At 58.3% G+C, this 15,539-nt stretch carries 16 protein-coding genes and 1 tRNA gene; 14 read left to right on the forward strand and 3 right to left on the reverse strand.

Annotated features, from left to right (window positions below; translation table 11 throughout):
- The 3 genes from Q0O19_RS10605 to Q0O19_RS10615 form a co-directional block, all read left to right on the forward strand.
- On the forward strand, nt 1-295 hold a 295-nt coding region (locus Q0O19_RS10605), incomplete at its 5' end, for a carboxyl transferase domain-containing protein (RefSeq protein WP_295522794.1).
- Nucleotides 296-315: 20 nt separating this feature from the next.
- Nucleotides 316-2,364, forward strand: a complete 2,049-nt coding sequence (locus Q0O19_RS10610; RefSeq protein ID WP_295522796.1) for an acetyl/propionyl/methylcrotonyl-CoA carboxylase subunit alpha — start codon at nt 316-318, stop codon at nt 2,362-2,364.
- On the forward strand, nt 2,365-2,853 hold the full coding sequence (locus Q0O19_RS10615) for a VOC family protein (protein ID WP_295522798.1): 489 nt from the start codon (nt 2,365-2,367) through the stop codon (nt 2,851-2,853).
- A 22-nt stretch (nt 2,854-2,875) separates the two neighbouring features.
- On the opposite strand, the gene rsxB is transcribed toward Q0O19_RS10615, so the two are convergent.
- From rsxB to Q0O19_RS10630, 3 genes are all read right to left on the reverse strand, one after another.
- Entirely contained in the window at nt 2,876-3,565 is a 690-nt protein-coding gene (gene rsxB / locus Q0O19_RS10620; RefSeq protein ID WP_295522800.1) for an electron transport complex subunit RsxB, read from the reverse strand.
- A 5-nt stretch (nt 3,566-3,570) separates the two neighbouring features.
- Nucleotides 3,571-5,094 carry a polyhydroxyalkanoate depolymerase gene (phaZ, locus tag Q0O19_RS10625; protein ID WP_295522802.1) on the reverse strand — a complete coding sequence of 508 codons (1,524 nt, stop codon included), beginning with the start codon at nt 5,092-5,094 and terminating at the stop codon, nt 3,571-3,573.
- Nucleotides 5,095-5,248: 154 nt separating this feature from the next.
- Nucleotides 5,249-6,445 (reverse strand): amino acid aminotransferase, encoded by a 1,197-nt coding sequence (locus Q0O19_RS10630; protein WP_295522803.1) that lies wholly within the window; start codon nt 6,443-6,445, stop codon nt 5,249-5,251.
- 119 nt (nt 6,446-6,564) lie between these two features.
- Between Q0O19_RS10630 and uvrB the strand changes: the two genes are divergently transcribed.
- The 11 genes from uvrB to Q0O19_RS10685 form a co-directional block, all read left to right on the forward strand.
- Nucleotides 6,565-8,688, forward strand: a complete 2,124-nt coding sequence (uvrB, locus tag Q0O19_RS10635) for an excinuclease ABC subunit UvrB (protein WP_295522805.1) — start codon at nt 6,565-6,567, stop codon at nt 8,686-8,688.
- 128 nt (nt 8,689-8,816) lie between these two features.
- A complete protein-coding gene (iscR, locus tag Q0O19_RS10640; protein ID WP_295522807.1) occupies nt 8,817-9,353 on the forward strand; it encodes a Fe-S cluster assembly transcriptional regulator IscR in 537 nt (178 codons plus the stop codon).
- Between the two features lie 19 nt (nt 9,354-9,372).
- Nucleotides 9,373-10,590, forward strand: coding sequence for an IscS subfamily cysteine desulfurase (locus tag Q0O19_RS10645; RefSeq protein WP_295522809.1), 1,218 nt, complete (start codon nt 9,373-9,375; stop codon nt 10,588-10,590).
- A 32-nt stretch (nt 10,591-10,622) separates the two neighbouring features.
- Nucleotides 10,623-11,009 carry a Fe-S cluster assembly scaffold IscU gene (iscU, locus tag Q0O19_RS10650; protein ID WP_295522811.1) on the forward strand — a complete coding sequence of 129 codons (387 nt, stop codon included), beginning with the start codon at nt 10,623-10,625 and terminating at the stop codon, nt 11,007-11,009.
- A 1-nt stretch (nt 11,010) separates the two neighbouring features.
- Nucleotides 11,011-11,334, forward strand: a complete 324-nt coding sequence (gene iscA / locus Q0O19_RS10655; protein ID WP_108352478.1) for an iron-sulfur cluster assembly protein IscA — start codon at nt 11,011-11,013, stop codon at nt 11,332-11,334.
- A gap of 13 nt (nt 11,335-11,347) precedes the next feature.
- On the forward strand, nt 11,348-11,863 hold the full coding sequence (hscB, locus tag Q0O19_RS10660) for a Fe-S protein assembly co-chaperone HscB (protein ID WP_295522821.1): 516 nt from the start codon (nt 11,348-11,350) through the stop codon (nt 11,861-11,863).
- A gap of 15 nt (nt 11,864-11,878) precedes the next feature.
- A complete protein-coding gene (gene hscA, locus Q0O19_RS10665) occupies nt 11,879-13,744 on the forward strand; it encodes a Fe-S protein assembly chaperone HscA (protein WP_295522813.1) in 1,866 nt (621 codons plus the stop codon).
- Between the two features lie 25 nt (nt 13,745-13,769).
- On the forward strand, nt 13,770-14,108 hold the full coding sequence (fdx, locus tag Q0O19_RS10670) for an ISC system 2Fe-2S type ferredoxin (protein WP_295522815.1): 339 nt from the start codon (nt 13,770-13,772) through the stop codon (nt 14,106-14,108).
- An 8-nt stretch (nt 14,109-14,116) separates the two neighbouring features.
- Nucleotides 14,117-14,827 carry a DNA polymerase III subunit epsilon gene (gene dnaQ, locus Q0O19_RS10675; RefSeq protein ID WP_295522817.1) on the forward strand — a complete coding sequence of 237 codons (711 nt, stop codon included), beginning with the start codon at nt 14,117-14,119 and terminating at the stop codon, nt 14,825-14,827.
- Nucleotides 14,828-14,934: 107 nt separating this feature from the next.
- Nucleotides 14,935-15,009 (forward strand) — tRNA-Val (locus tag Q0O19_RS10680).
- Between the two features lie 90 nt (nt 15,010-15,099).
- On the forward strand, nt 15,100-15,539 hold a 440-nt coding region (locus Q0O19_RS10685; protein WP_295522819.1), incomplete at its 3' end, for a site-specific integrase.

Here is a 15,539-nt window from a genome sequence, read left to right on the forward strand (position 1 = left end):
CCTGCGCGGCGACGTGAACTTTGCCTGGCCCAACGCCGAAATCGCGGTCATGGGTGCCAAGGGTGCGGTGGAAATCATCTTCCGCGAAGACAAGGGCGACCCCGAGAAACTGGCCGCCAAAGAAGCCGAATACAAAGCCCGTTTTGCCAACCCCTTTGTGGCGGGCGCTCGCGGCTTCATCGACGATGTGATTCAGCCGCACGAGACCCGCAAGCGCATCTGCCGCTCGTTGGTGATGTTGAAAGACAAAAAGATCGACAACCCATGGCGCAAGCACGGGAACATTCCACTGTGATTGCCAAGGAGAAGAACAAGATGTTTACCAAAATCCTGATTGCCAACCGCGGCGAAATCGCTTGCCGTGTCATCGCCACTGCCCACAAGATGGGCATCAAAACCGTGGCTGTTTACTCCGAAGCCGACAAAGAAGCACGCCATGTGCAACTGGCCGACGAAGCGGTGCTGATTGGCCCAGCGGCCTCACGCGAGTCTTACCTGGTGGCTGACAAAATCATTGCAGCGGCCAAGGCGACAGGCGCGCAAGCCATTCATCCGGGCTACGGCTTCTTGAGCGAGAACGCCGAGTTCTCCAAGCGCTGCGAAGACGAGGGCATTGCCTTCATCGGCCCACGCCACTTCTCGATTGCCGCCATGGGCGACAAAATCGAGTCGAAAAAATTGGCAGGTGCTGCGGGCGTGAATTGCATCCCGGGTGTCAACGACGCCATCGAAACGGCCGAAAAAGCGGTCGAGATCGCCAATGGCATTGGCTACCCCGTGATGATCAAGGCGTCTGCAGGCGGCGGAGGCAAAGGTTTGCGCGTGGCCTTCAACGACAAAGAAGCTTTTGAAGGCTTCACCTCATGCCGCAACGAAGCGCGCAACAGCTTTGGCGACGACCGCGTCTTCATTGAAAAGTTTGTCGAGGAGCCCCGCCACATTGAGATTCAGGTGCTGGGCGACAGCCATGGCCACGTGATTTATTTGAACGAGCGCGAGTGTTCGATCCAGCGTCGTCACCAAAAAGTCATCGAAGAGGCACCGTCACCTTTCATCAGCGAAGCCACCCGAAAAGCCATGGGCGAACAGGCTGTGCAGTTGGCCAAGGCGGTGAAATACCAGTCGGCGGGCACAGTGGAGTTTGTGGTCGGCAAAGACCAAAGCTTTTACTTCCTCGAGATGAACACCCGCCTGCAGGTGGAGCACCCGGTGACCGAGGCTATCACGGGCCTTGACTTGGTGGAGCAGATGATCCGGGTGGCCGCTGGCGAAAAGCTGTCCTTCACCCAGGCCGAGGTCAAGCGCGATGGTTGGGCCATCGAGTGCCGAATCAATGCCGAAGACCCGTTCCGCAATTTCTTGCCCTCTACGGGCCGTTTGGTTCGTTTCCAAACGCCTAAGCAAACCATGTTCCAAGGCAACACGGCTGATCTGCTTGGCGTGCGCGTGGACACTGGTGTGCAAGACGGTGGCGAGATCCCGATGTTCTATGACTCGATGATCGCCAAGCTCATCGTGCACGGCAAAGACCGCTTGGATGCGATCGCCAAAATGCGCGAAGCCTTGAACGGCTTTGTGATTCGCGGCATCAGCTCCAACATCCCTTTCCAAGCCGCTTTGTTGGCGCACCCCCGCTTTGTGTCGGGCGACTTCAACACAGGTTTCATTGCCGAGCAATACGGCAAAGGCTTTCGCGCGGAAGACGTGCCACATGAGGACCACGATTTTTTGGCCGCTTTGGCCGCGTTTGTTCGCCGCAAGTCACGCCAACGTGCCGCCAGCATCAGCGGACAGTTGCCCGGCTATGACGTCAAAGTGGGTCAAGACTATGCGGTGGTGGAGTTGGGGCAGGGCGGCCACAACCGTTATGTGGCCGTGCATGTGGCGGAGCTGGCCGGCAAACATGGGGAAGCGCACATCACCGTGGACGGCAAGTCCTATGCGATCGTGAGCAATTCCCGTTTGAACGATATCCGCATCGAAGGCACCTGCAATGGCAAACCGTTCACGGCCCAAATTGAGCGCGGCACCTTGAAGAACCCCTTGGCCTTGCAAGTGCAGCACAACGGCACCCGCATCGAAGCGCTGGTGATGTCGCCCCGCATGGCCGAGCTGCACAAGCTCATGCCCTACAAGGCTCCACCTGACCTCAGTCGCTTTGTCTTGTCGCCCATGCCGGGTTTGTTGGTGGATGTGGCTGTGGCCGTGGGTCAAAAGGTGCAAGCGGGCGAGCGTGTGGCCGTGATCGAAGCGATGAAAATGGAAAACGTGCTGTTTGCCGCCCAAGACGGCGTGGTTAAAAAAGTGGTGGCTTCCAAGGGCGAATCGCTGACGGTGGACCAGATGATCGTGGAGTTCGAATAAATGGGCATCCAGCGTCCCTTCAAAGTGCTGGGCGTCCAGCAAATTGCGATTGGTGGTCCTGACAAGGGCCGCTTGCAAAAGCTCTGGGTCGACATGTTCGGTCTCGAGGTGACCGGCACCTTCCAAAGCGAACGCGAGAACGTCGACGAAGACATTTGCGCCATCGGCACCGGTCCGTTCAAGGTCGAGGTGGACCTGATGCAACCGCTGGACCCTGAGAAAAAGCCCGCTGTGCACGCTACGCCTTTGAACCACATCGGCTTGTGGATCGACGACCTGCCGGTCGCAGTGGCCTGGCTCACGGCGCAAGGCGTGCGCTTTGCGCCGGGCGGAATCCGCAAGGGGGCGGCCGGTTTTGACATCACTTTTTTGCACCCCAAAGCGAACGAAGAGTTCCCCATCGGTGGTGAAGGCGTACTGATCGAGTTGGTGCAGGCCCCGGCCGAAGTGGTCCAAGCGTTTTCGGCTTGGGCCGCAGCCGCACACTGAGGGCCTCATGCCCGCAAGTGTGTCAGACCCCGCTTTGGCGGGCTTTGGCTTTGGCGAGCGCCGCTTCGATGATGGCGCGTTTGCGTTCCACCTCAGGCGCACTGCTTGAGCCGTGGGTGAGAGCGGCCAGATCGGCCAGTTTGTGCTCGGCTTTGGCCTGCAATTGACGCTGGTGTTCGGCGTCCTCACGCACCAAGCGTTGCTGCCTTGATTCAAAGCGGGCGCGGGCATCACTGGCTTGTTCGGCGGACCAGGCCGCCCAGCCTGTTTGCAGGCCCGTCACATTCTCCAGTTCAATGCAGTCGACCGGACACACCGGCAAACACAGTTCACAGCCAGTGCACCAGGGCTCGATCACGGTGTGCATCACTTTGTTGGCCCCCAAGATGGCATCGGTCGGGCAGACCTCGATGCACAGGGTGCAACCAATGCACCAAGCCTCGTCAATGTGGGCCACTTGGCGTGGGCCTTCCGTGCCATGCGCTGGGTTCAGGGGCCTGGCGGGCTGACCGGTCAATTGCGCCAAACGCTCAATGCCCGCTTGCCCCCCGGGCGGACACTGGTTGATGGGGGCTTGTTTTTCGGCCATGGCACGCGCATAACTGGCACAGTCCGGATAGCCGCAGCGCGTGCACTGCGTTTGGGGCAGGGCGCTGTTGATCAAATGAAACAGCGCCTGGGACTCAGGCGCTGTGGGGTGGGAAGCGGGCATGCGCCTCAGGCTTTGGTCTTGGGTTTGACCCAGGTGGTTTTGACCGCTGCGCCCGATTTGACCGGCGATGCCGACTTGGCCGGGGCCTTCACGGGTTTCGCAACCGCTTTGGCTGCCGTTTTTTGGGCCGCAGGCGTGGCTCTCGCAGCCACTTTGGCGGGTGCCAGTGCGGCTTCAGTTTTCGCAGCCTTGGCCACCACCGGTTTCACAGGGGCAGGTGCTGGCGCTTTGGGTGCCGCGACAGCCACGGTTTTGGCTGTATTTTCCAGGGGATGGCTCAGGATGAACTTGACCACTTGTGGGTACACCACGTCGCGCCAGCGGCGGCCACTGAAAATGCCGTAGTGCCCTGCGCCCGGCACTTCCAGGTGCAAACGCTCACTGGCGGGCACGCCACTGCACAGGTCTTGTGCCGCACGGGTCTGGCCAGACCCGGAGATGTCGTCCAACTCGCCTTCCACCGTCATCAGGGCGGTGCCCTTGATGTCTTGTGGTCGCACACGTTCCACTTTGCCGTCCACGCCCTTCACATCCCAGGTGCCGTTGACCAGTTTGAAATCCTGGAACACGGTCGCGATGGTTTCCAGGTAGTAATCAGCGTCCATGTCGAGCACAGCGTTGTACTCGTCATAAAACTTGCGGTGGGCTTCGGTGCTGGCGTCGTCGCCCTTGATAAGGTCTTTGAAGTAGTCGTAATGGCTCTTGGCGTGGCGGTCAGGGTTCATGGCCACGAAACCGGTGTACTGCAAGAAGCCGGGGTAAACACGGCGACCCGCACCTGGAAAGGTGGACGGCACGCGGTAGATCACATTGTTCTCGAACCACTCGAAACTCTTGTTGGTGGCCAGGTTGTTCACCGAGGTGGGTGATTTGCGGGCATCGATCGGACCACCCATCATGGTCATGGTCAACGGGGTCTTTTCGCCTCGGCTGGCCATCAAAGAGACGGCGGCCATGACGGGCACGGTGGGCTGGCAAACGCTCACCACATGGCAGTTGCCATATTTGGACTGCAGGTGGCGGATGAACTCTTGCACATAGTTGATGTAGTCGTCCAGGTGGAATTCCCCATCGGACAAGGGCACCATACGGGCGTTTTTCCAGTCGGTGATGTAGACCTTGTGGTCTTGCAACATGGTTTTGACGGTATCACGCAGCAAAGTTGCGTAGTGGCCCGACAAAGGCGCCACGATGAGCACGACAGGCTGGCCCTTGAGTTGGGTCAAGGTGTCGGGATCGTCCGAAAAACGCTTGAATCGGCGCAGCTCGCAAAAAGGGTTGTCGATTTCGATCCGCTCTTGAATGGCCACTTCGGTTTGGTTGACCTTGATGGTCTGGATGCCGAACGCTGGCTTTTCGTAGTCTTTGCCCAAACGGTGCATCAGGGCATAACCGGCTGAAGTGCGCTGCGCCAAGGGCGTTTGCGACATGGGGTTCGATGGATTGCTGAAGAGTTTTGACGCAGCTTGTGCAAGATCGGAAAAAGGCTCCATGAACGAGCGTTGTGTTTCGAAGATCTGGTAAAGCATGGACTGTTTCCCTTGGAAAATGGTGCGGTGCAGCAATACTACATGAAGGCTGTGAATAATTATGGATGCTCTCCCCTAATCGGCAGTCACCATCTCGACCGTCCAAAAAAAAACCGCCCCGTTCAGGGGCGGTTTTGTTTAGATCTGAGGGCTTTCAGACCACTTTGGCGATCGATGCGCAAACGTAGTCAATGTTCTTGCTGTTGAGCGCGGCCACGCACATTCGGCCTGTGTCGGTGCCGTACACCCCAAATTCGGAGCGCAAGCGCACCATTTGGTCCTTGGTCAGGCCCGAGTAACTGAACATGCCGATCTGGCTGGTGATGAAGCCCATGTCTTGTTGCACGCCAGCGGCTTTGAGGCCATCCACCAGTTTTTGGCGCATGGCCTTGATGCGCACGCGCATTTCGGCCAGTTCTTGTTCCCACTGCGCACGCAACTCGGGGCTGTTCAAGACGGCCGCCACCACTGCGCCACCGTGGATGGGGGGGTTGGAGTAGTTGGTGCGGATGGCAATTTTCAACTGGCTCAGCACTCGAGATGCCTCTTCTTTGTCAGTGGCCACCACCGACAGAGCGCCCACGCGCTCGCCATAGAGGCTGAAGCTCTTGGAAAACGAGGTGGAGACGAAGATGTTCAGGCCTGCAGCAACAAACTTGCCGATCACCGCGCCGTCTTCGGCAATGCCATAGCCAAAGCCCTGGTAGGCCATGTCCAAAAAGGCGGTGAGGCCCTTGGCCTTGACCACGGCAATCACCTGGTCCCATTGGGCATCGGTGATGTCGTAACCGGTGGGGTTGTGGCAGCAGGCGTGCAACACCACGATGGTGCCCGCAGCGGCCGCATTCAGGCTGGCCAGCATGCCGTCGAAATTGACGCCGCGCGTGGCTGCATCGTAGTAAGCGTAAGTGTCGACCTCAAAACCTGCGTTCACGAAGATGGCGCGGTGGTTTTCCCAGCTGGGGTCAGAAATCAGCACTTTGGCTTGGGGGCTGACTTTTTTCAGGAAGTCGGCACCGATTTTCAGGCCGCCTGTGCCGCCAATGGCCTGCACGGTGGACACCCGGCCCGACTTGACTACATCGGAATCTGCGCCAAATACCAGTGCCTTGACGGCGTTGTCGTAGGCCACGATGCCGTCAATGGGCAGGTAGCCACGTGCTGTTGGTGTGGCCATCATGGTTTTTTCGGCCGCTTGCACACACTGCAGCAGAGGCAGTTTGCCGTTGTCGTCGAAGTACACGCCCACGCCCAGATTCACCTTGTGGGGGTTGGTGTCGGCGTTGTATTGTTCGTTCAGACCCAGGATCGGGTCGCGGGGGGCCATTTCGACGGCGGAAAACAGAGACATGAAAAGTCCTTGGATTGTTCAGTGGTGGCAGGAAACCCGTTCCTCGGTTAGGCTTTCAGGTTACTCCAGATTTTAACGGCCCTCACCGCTGGGTTTTGCCAGACGCTGTTTCCCCAAAGATGCCCACATTGCCCGAAGTCCCTGTTCTTGTAGCTCCCGACGCTGAAAAGTACGCCGAGGGAAAGTTCATCAGCTATCCCGGTTCTCCATTTGAGCTGTACCAGCCTTACCCCCCTGCAGGGGACCAGCCGGTGGCCATCGAGCAGCTGGTCGAAGGCGTGCATGACGGCGAGGTGTTTCAAACCCTGCTGGGTGTGACCGGGTCCGGCAAGACCTTCACCATGGCCAATGTGATTGCGCAGCTGGGTCGGCCGGCCATTGTGTTTGCGCCCAACAAGACGCTGGCCGCGCAGCTCTACAGCGAGTTCCGCGAGTTCTTTCCCAAGAACGCGGTCGAGTATTTCGTCAGTTACTACGACTATTACCAGCCCGAGGCCTATGTGCCCCAACGCGATCTGTTCATCGAAAAGGACAGCGCGATCAATGAGCACATCGAGCAGATGCGTTTGTCTTGTACCAAAAGCATCATGGAGCGGCGCGACGTGGTGATCGTGGCCACGGTGTCGGCCATCTACGGCATTGGCGAGCCCGAGAGTTACCACCGCATGATCATGACGCTGCGCACGGGGGACAAGCTGGGTCAGCGCGATGTGATCGCCCAGCTGATCCGCATGCAGTACCAGCGCAACGACATGGAGTTTTCGCGCGGCAAATTTCGGGTGCGGGGTGACACGATCGACGTGTTCCCGGCCGAACACTCCGAGCTGGCGATCCGGATCGAACTGTTTGACGACGAGATTGAAAGCCTGCAGTTGTTTGACCCGCTGACAGGGCGCATTCGCCAAAAAATCCCACGTTTCACGGTGTACCCATCCAGCCACTATGTGACACCGCGCGACAAAGTGTTGGCGGCGGTAGAAACCATCAAGATCGAGCTGGCCCAGCGTCTGAAAGAGCTGGTGGGCATGGGCAAGTTGGTCGAAGCCCAGCGCCTGGAGCAACGCACCCGCTTTGATCTGGAAATGTTGTCCGAAGTGGGCCATTGCAAGGGCATTGAGAACTACACCCGTCATTTGTCAGGTGCAGCCCCGGGTGACGCACCCAGCACGCTCACCGACTACATGCCAGCCGATGCCATCATGTTCCTGGACGAGAGCCACCAGATGATTGGCCAGCTCAACGCCATGTACAACGGCGACAAGGCCCGCAAGACCACTTTGGTGGAATACGGCTTTCGCTTGCCCAGCGCTTTGGACAACCGCCCGCTCAAGTTTGAAGAGTTCGAAAAGCGCATGCGTCAGTGCATCTTTGTATCGGCCACGCCCGCTGACTATGAAAAGACGCACGCGGGCAAAGTGGTTGAGCAGGTGGTGCGACCCACTGGATTGGTCGACCCAGAGGTTGAGGTGCGTCCCGCCACCCAACAGGTGGACGATGTGCTGCAAGAGATCCGCATTCGGGTGGACAAATACGAGCGTGTGCTGATCACGACCCTGACCAAGCGCATGGCCGAGCAGCTGACCGATTACCTGAGCGACAACGGGGTGAAAGTGCGTTTCTTGCACAGCGACGTGGACACGGTCGAGCGGGTCGAGATTTTGCGTGACCTGCGCTTGGGCGCTTTCGATGTGCTGGTGGGCATCAACTTGCTGCGCGAGGGCTTGGACATACCCGAGGTCTCGCTGGTGGCCATTCTGGATGCCGACAAAGAAGGCTTCTTGCGCTCCGAACGCAGCCTGATCCAGACCATTGGCCGAGCAGCCCGAAACCTGAACGGTCGGGCGATTTTGTATGCCGACCGGATCACCGAGTCGATGAAAAAAGCCATGGGCGAGACCGAGCGTCGCCGCATCAAGCAAGTGGCCCACAACGAGCTCATGGGCATCACGCCCAAGAGCATTGTCAAAAAAGTCAAAGACCTGATCGACGGTGTTTACAGCGAAAAGTCGGGAAAAGAAGCCGAGCGCTTGGAGCAAGCTGCGGTTCAAAGGGCCAAGGTGGAGGACATGAGCGAGAAAGACATCTCCCGCGCCATCAAGCAGTTGGAGAAGCAAATGATGGAACATGCCCGCAACTTGGAATTCGAAAAAGCCGCCCAGGTTCGCGACCAATTGGGCATCTTGAAAGAGCAGGCTTTTGGTGCCACCGGTGGAGACAACATCGTGCCTTTGATCCGGGCTTGAGCCCTTCCGGAGTAATAACCCTTTAACCCGAGTGATTTGATCGGGATTGGTTTATACTTGAGTTGTTTAGTCGGGAACCCGTTTTGGCGGGTCACTGACTTAGCCCTCACCCACTTCAGGAGTCTGCCATGCGTTTAACCACCAAAGGCCGTTTCGCCGTCACCGCCATGATCGATCTGGCCTTGCGCCAAGATGCCGGCCCTGTGACTTTGGCCGCCATCAGCCAGCGCCAACAGATTTCCCTCTCTTATTTAGAGCAGTTGTTTGGCAAACTGCGTCGCCACAATTTGGTCGAATCTACCCGCGGCCCTGGCGGCGGTTACACCTTGGGCCGCAAATCCACCGAAATCACCGTGGCCGACATCATTTTGTCGGTGGACGAACCCATTGATGCCACCCATTGCGGCGGCAAAGAAAACTGCAACGGCGGCGATGGCCGTTGCATGACACACGACCTTTGGGCCTCCCTGAATTCCAAAATGGTGGAGTTTTTGGACTCGGTTTCCCTGCAAAAGCTGGTGGATGACCAATTGGCCAAAGGCTTGGTCGTTGAAAACAAGCCCAGCCTCAAGCGCGCGATTGCCCCGATGCCGATCAGCCAACCCATCCGCGTGAATGTGCCCAACTCGGTGTTTGACTTGGGCAACATGTTCGCCAAACCCTGATTCCCTCAAAAGAACCGCCATGACCACACCCCATTTCCCCATTTACCTCGACTACGGCGCCACCAACCCTTGCGACCCCAGGGTGGTTGACGCCATCGTTCCTTGGTTACGTGAACACTTTGGCAACCCTGCATCCCGTACCCACGCTTGGGGTTGGGAAGCTGAAGCGGCCGTAGAAAAAGCCCGTGAGCAAGTGGCCGACTTGATCGGTGCCGACCCCCGTGAAATCGTCTGGACCAGTGGCGCGACCGAGTCCAACAACCTGGCCATCAAAGGCGCGGCGAATTTTTACAAGTCACGCGGCAAGCACCTGATCACCGTCAAGACCGAGCACAAAGCCGTGCTGGACACCATGCGCGAGCTCGAGCGTCAAGGCTTTGAGGTCAGCTACCTGGATGTACAGGCCGATGGTCTGTTGAACATGGATGCGCTCAAAGCCGCCATTCGCCCCGACACCATTTTGATCAGCGTGATGTTCGTGAACAACGAAATCGGCGTCATCCAGGACGTGACCGCCATTGGCAATTTGTGCCGCGAAAAAGGCATCGTTTTCCACGTCGACGCCGCGCAGGCCACGGGCAAAGTCGAGATCGACATGGCCCAACTGCCCATCGATTTGATGAGCCTGGCCTCCCACAAAACCTATGGCCCCAAAGGCATTGGCGCTTTGTATGTGCGCCGCAAGCCCCGCATTCGCCTGGAAGCGCAAATGCACGGCGGCGGTCATGAGCGCGGCATGCGCTCGGGCACCTTGCCCACCCACCAGTGCGTCGGCATGGGCGAGGCGTTTCGCATCGCCAAGTTGGAGATGGCTCAAGACAACGCCAAGGCCCGTGCTTTGCACGACCGCCTGATCAATGGCCTGAGCGACATGGAGCAGGTGTTTTTGAACGGTCACCCCACCCAGCGCGTGCCGCACAACATCAACATGAGCTTCAACTTCGTCGAAGGCGAGTCGCTCATCATGGGGATCAAAGGCTTGGCCGTGTCATCGGGTTCCGCCTGCACCTCGGCCAGCTTGGAGCCCAGCTATGTGCTCCGCGCCTTGGGGCGCAGCGACGAGTTGGCCCACAGCAGTCTGCGCATGACGATTGGCCGTTGGTCCACGGAAGAGGACATCGATTACGCGATCAAGACGATCCGCGAGAACGTGGCCAAGTTGCGTGATCTCAGCCCCCTGTGGGAAATGCACCAAGATGGCATCGATCTGAGCACCATTCAGTGGGCAGCCCACTGAGTTCAAATTGACCTGAATACGGAGAAAACACCATGGCTTATTCTGAAAAAGTGGTTGACCACTACGAAAACCCCCGCAACGTCGGTTCTTTCGACAAAGGCGACGACACGGTCGGTACCGGCATGGTCGGTGCGCCGGCTTGCGGCGATGTGATGAAGCTGCAAATCAAGGTCAATCCACAAACCGGTGTGATCGAAGATGCCCGCTTCAAAACCTATGGCTGCGGTTCGGCTATCGCGTCCAGCTCCTTGGTCACCGAATGGGTCAAAGGCAAAACGCTCGACGAAGCCGCGGCTTTGAAGAACAGCCAAATCGCCGAAGAACTGGCTCTGCCGCCAGTCAAAATCCACTGCTCGATCTTGGCCGAAGATGCCATCAAGGCGGCTGTGGACGACTACAAAAAGAAACACCTGAACTGACATGGCCATCTCACTGTCTGCTGCCGCAGCTCGGCATGTGACCCGGTACTTGGCCAAACGTGGCTCGGGTGTCGGTGTGCGCCTGGGTGTCAAAACCACGGGATGCTCGGGTCTGGCTTACAAACTCGAATACGTGGACGATATCGCGCCTGAAGACGTGGTGTTTGAAGGCCACGGCGTCAAGGTGCTGGTGGACCCCAAAAGTCTGGCTTACATCGATGGCACCGAGCTCGACTTTGTGCGCGAAGGCCTGAACGAGGGGTTCCGCTTCAACAACCCCAACGAGCGTGACCGCTGCGGTTGCGGTGAGTCTTTTCGCGTGTGAGTTGTCGCGTGTGATCTCGCTTCAAGCCAACGACTTCGAGTTGTTTGATGTCCCTTTGCAGTTTGCTCAGGACCGCACGCAAATCGATGCCCGCTGGAAAGCCCTGCAACGCGAAGCCCACCCTGACCGTTTTGCCGCCGAAGGCGCCGCTGCCCAGCGCGTGGCCATGCAATGGTCGGTTCGCATCAACGAAGCCTACCAGCGCCTGAAAGACCCGCTCAAACGGGCAGCCTATCTTTGTGAGCTGCAAGGCACGCCGGTGCAGGCCGAGAACAACACTGCCATGCCCGCAGCCTTCCTCATGCAACAGATGGAATGGCGAGAAACCCTTGACGACACCGACAGCGCCCAGAGCTTGGAAGCTTTGGCCGAAGAGGTGGCGGGTGAACAAAAGCGTGTGCAGCTAGAACTGGCACGCTTGCTCGACGACGTGCAAGACCCCGCACAAGCTGTGGGGCAGGTGAGGGCGCTGATGTTCATCGAGCGCTTCATGCAAGAAGTGAACGCTAAACTCGACCGATTGACTTGACCCCCCTGATTGACCATGGCCTTACTGCAGATTTCCGAACCGGGCCAGTCGCCCGACCCGCACCAGCGACGCATCGCCGTGGGCATTGACCTGGGGACCACCCATTCCCTGGTGGCCTCGGTGCGCAGCGGTGTGGCCGAATGTTTGCCCGATGACGATGGCCGGGTGATCCTGCCTTCGGTCGTGCGCTTCATGCCAGGCCAAGGCCGTCAAATTGGTTTCGACGCGGTGCAGTCGGCCGCAACCGATCCGATGAACACCATCGCCTCGGTCAAGCGTTTCATGGGACGCGGCCTGCAGGACATTGCCGACCGCAGCAAGTTGCCTTACCAATTCACGGCCAGCGATCAAGGCATGCTGAGCATCCAGACGGTGCAAGGCCCCAAATCTCCGGTGGAAGTCAGTGCGGAAATTTTGGCCACTTTGCGTTACCGCGCCGAAGATACCTTCAACGACGACCTGTACGGCGCTGTGATCACCGTGCCCGCTTACTTTGACGACGCCCAGCGCCAGGCCACCAAAGATGCCGCGCAACTGGCGGGCCTGAATGTGTTGCGCCTGATCAACGAACCCACCGCCGCGGCCATCGCCTATGGCTTGGACAACTCCAGCGAAGGCGTCTACGCCGTGTTCGATCTGGGCGGTGGCACGTTCGATATCTCCATCTTGCGCCTCGCGCAAGGCGTGTTCGAGGTGCTGTCCACAGGCGGCGACTCGGCCTTGGGCGGCGACGACTACGACCAGGCCTTGGCCGATTTGGTCATGGCCCAGCAGCACAGCCTGCAAGCTCTCACGCCGGAAGACAAAACCCTGCTCAAGGCCGCAGCACGTGCCGCCAAGGAGCAATTGACCACCGCAGACACCGCTGCATTGACAATGGCTTTGTCCACCGGGGTCTTGTCGGTGCAGGTCAGCCGTGCCGAATTTGATTTGGCCACCCAGGCCCTGACGGCCCGCTGCATCACCGCTGCTCGAAAAGCCTTGCGCGACGCGCAATTGGCCAAAGACGATGTGCAAGGCGTGGTCATGGTGGGTGGCTCCACCCGCATGCCGCAAATCCAGCAGGCCGTGTCCGAGTTCTTTGGCCAGGCCCCGCTCAACAACCTCAACCCCGACGAAGTCGTGGCTTTGGGCGCGGCCATCCAGGCCAACCAACTGGCCGGCAACAACGCCGCAGGCGAATTGCTGCTGCTCGATGTGATCCCGCTGTCACTGGGTATTGAAACCATGGGCGGTTTGGTCGAACGCATCATTCCGCGCAACCAGACCATCCCCACCGCCATGGCGCAAGACTTCACCACTTACCAGGACGGCCAAACCGCGTTGGCGCTGCATGTGGTGCAAGGTGAGCGCGATCTGGTGCAGGACTGCCGTAGCCTGGCACGCTTTGAACTGCGTGGCATCCCGCCCATGGCCGCAGGTGCTGCCCGCATCCGCGTCACTTTCACGGTGGATGCCGATGGTTTGCTGAGCGTGGGCGCCAAAGAACAAATCAGCGGCGTCGAAGCGCGCATTGACGTCAAGCCCTCTTATGGCTTGAGTGATGATCAAATCGCCACCATGCTGCAAGAAAGCTTCACCACGGCCCAAGCCGACATGAAAGCCCGTGCCTTGGTCGAGGCGCGCGTGGACGCTGACCGCATGTTGCTGGCCACCCGCAGTGCCTTGCAAGCCGACGGTCATTTGCTGCAATCCGCTGAGCGCCGGGCCATTGACGCATTGATGGCCACCTTGCAAGCGGCGGTGCAAACCGAGCAAGATGCCCAAGCTTTGGAAGACTGCACGCAGGCGCTGGCCAAAGGGACAGAAGCCTTTGCCGCTGAACGCATGAACCACAGCATCCAAAAAGCTTTGGCAGGTCAAAATATCCAGGCCTTGTAAAAGCCGCCCGAACTCCAAAACAACCATGCCTGTCATCAAAATTTTGCCTCACCCCGAGTACTGCCCCAACGGCGCAGACATCACGGCCCCTGCAGGCACCAGCATTTGCGAAGCCTTGCTCGACCACCACATCAACATCGAACATGCCTGCGACATGAGCGCAGCCTGCACCACTTGCCATGTGGTGGTGCGAGAAGGCTTCAAAAGCCTGGGCGAGATGGAAGAAACTGAAGAAGACCTGCTCGACCGTGCATGGGGTCTGGAGCCCAACTCGCGCCTGAGCTGCCAAGCCTTTTTGGCCAAGAGCGATTTGGTGATCGAGATCCCGCGCTACACCATCAACCACGCCAAAGAAAACCACTGAGGCCACAGATGCGTCAGATCGTTCTGGACACCGAAACCACAGGCCTGTCTGCCGAAGGCGGCGACCGCATCATCGAGCTCGGTTGCGTCGAGTTGTATGCCCGCAAGCTCACAGGCAACAACCTGCACTTTTACTTCAACCCCGAGCGCGACAGCCACGAAGATGCACTCAAGGTGCACGGCATCAGCAACGAGTTTCTGCGCGACAAGCCCAAATTTGTGGAACTGAGCGATGACATCCTCGACTACCTGAGCGATGCGGAACTGATCATCCACAACGCCGCTTTTGATGTCGGCTTTCTGAACAAGGAACTGGAGCGGGCGGGTAAAAAACCGCTCAAGGCCTACGTTGCCAACGTCATCGATACCTTGGTGATGGCCAAAGAAATGTTCCCCGGCAAACGCAACAGCTTGGATGCTTTGTGTGATCGCCTCGAAGTGGACAACTCCGGTCGGACATTGCACGGCGCTTTGCTCGATGCAGAATTGCTGGCCGATGTCTACATCAACATGACACGCGGCCAAGAGGCCTTGCTGATCGATGCGGGCGATGCCCCCGCGAACACCCAGTCGGTCGCGGTCCAGGTGGATTTGAGCCAATACGTCTTGCCGGTGCTGGCTGCGAACGACCAAGAGCTTGCGGCCCATGACGCGGTGTTGACCCAGCTGGACAAATCCAGTGGTGGTAAAACCGTTTGGAGACAAGCCTCGGCGGCTTGAACTTTTGAGTCCGGATCAAGCCATCGATGGGGTTTGATTTTTCAGCTGTTGAAGCAAAAACAGGGCTTATTTCCGTGTCATAATTGCGCTCTTCGCCAAACGGCGCAGGGCGATTAGCTCAGGGGTAGAGCACTGCATTCACACTGCAGGGGTCGCAGGTTCAAACCCTGCATCGCCCACCACTTTTGGAATTTCCTCTTCCAAATCAACGGCTGTTAGGGTTTTCTTCACACTTGTTTTAGGTTTTCTAAGGCAGTGTTCTAGGAAACCCCATGCCCAAATTCAAACACCCCATCGATCTCAAAGCTGCAGCGGATGCGGCTTCATCTTTGGTTCCCGTTGACGTCACGTTGGCTGAACTGGTTCAAGCGCATTCGCTTGCAAAACCCCGTCTTGAACTGGAGCTGCGGCTCAGAAAATGGTGCGATCCAGTCCATGGTTTCGGTCACGAATCGGCATGGTCCATTTCCAGTGAACGGCTGCAAAAGGCAGCAGAGGCGTTGGTTGAGGCAGGGTACGCAACTTCCACGGTTAACCGCGACATCGGTGCACTGGGACAAGTCTATAGATGGGCTGTTGTGAATCGTCGGATGGCTCCAAGAGGATTCATTTCCCCCACACTTGCCGTCAAGCGCTTTGAGGAAAAAATCCGTTACGTTGCATCGTCAGAGCAGGATATTTTGTCTTTGCGCCTGGCCGCAAAAATGGGCAG

Origin of the sequence: Limnohabitans sp. Rim8 (assembly GCF_945869175.1) — a bacterium.
In the GTDB taxonomy this organism is placed as follows: domain Bacteria; phylum Pseudomonadota; class Gammaproteobacteria; order Burkholderiales; family Burkholderiaceae_C; genus Limnohabitans_A.

Bases quoted from the DNA above. Each gene is read 5' to 3' on its own strand.
- Q0O19_RS10645 (WP_295522809.1), top strand. From the start codon at position 9,373: ATGACCACACCCCATTTCCCCATTTACCTCGACTACGGCGCCACCAAC.
- Q0O19_RS10610 (WP_295522796.1), top strand. From the start codon at position 316: ATGTTTACCAAAATCCTGATTGCCAACCGCGGCGAAATCGCTTGCCGT.
- hscA (WP_295522813.1), top strand. From the start codon at position 11,879: ATGGCCTTACTGCAGATTTCCGAACCGGGCCAGTCGCCCGACCCGCAC.
- iscA (WP_108352478.1), top strand. From the start codon at position 11,011: ATGGCCATCTCACTGTCTGCTGCCGCAGCTCGGCATGTGACCCGGTAC.
- dnaQ (WP_295522817.1), top strand. From the start codon at position 14,117: ATGCGTCAGATCGTTCTGGACACCGAAACCACAGGCCTGTCTGCCGAA.
- iscR (WP_295522807.1), top strand. From the start codon at position 8,817: ATGCGTTTAACCACCAAAGGCCGTTTCGCCGTCACCGCCATGATCGAT.
- phaZ (WP_295522802.1), bottom strand. From the start codon at position 5,094: ATGCTTTACCAGATCTTCGAAACACAACGCTCGTTCATGGAGCCTTTT.
- iscU (WP_295522811.1), top strand. From the start codon at position 10,623: ATGGCTTATTCTGAAAAAGTGGTTGACCACTACGAAAACCCCCGCAAC.
- fdx (WP_295522815.1), top strand. From the start codon at position 13,770: ATGCCTGTCATCAAAATTTTGCCTCACCCCGAGTACTGCCCCAACGGC.
- rsxB (WP_295522800.1), bottom strand. From the start codon at position 3,565: ATGCCCGCTTCCCACCCCACAGCGCCTGAGTCCCAGGCGCTGTTTCAT.
- Q0O19_RS10615 (WP_295522798.1), top strand. From the start codon at position 2,365: ATGGGCATCCAGCGTCCCTTCAAAGTGCTGGGCGTCCAGCAAATTGCG.
- Q0O19_RS10630 (WP_295522803.1), bottom strand. From the start codon at position 6,445: ATGTCTCTGTTTTCCGCCGTCGAAATGGCCCCCCGCGACCCGATCCTG.
- uvrB (WP_295522805.1), top strand. From the start codon at position 6,565: ATGCCCACATTGCCCGAAGTCCCTGTTCTTGTAGCTCCCGACGCTGAA.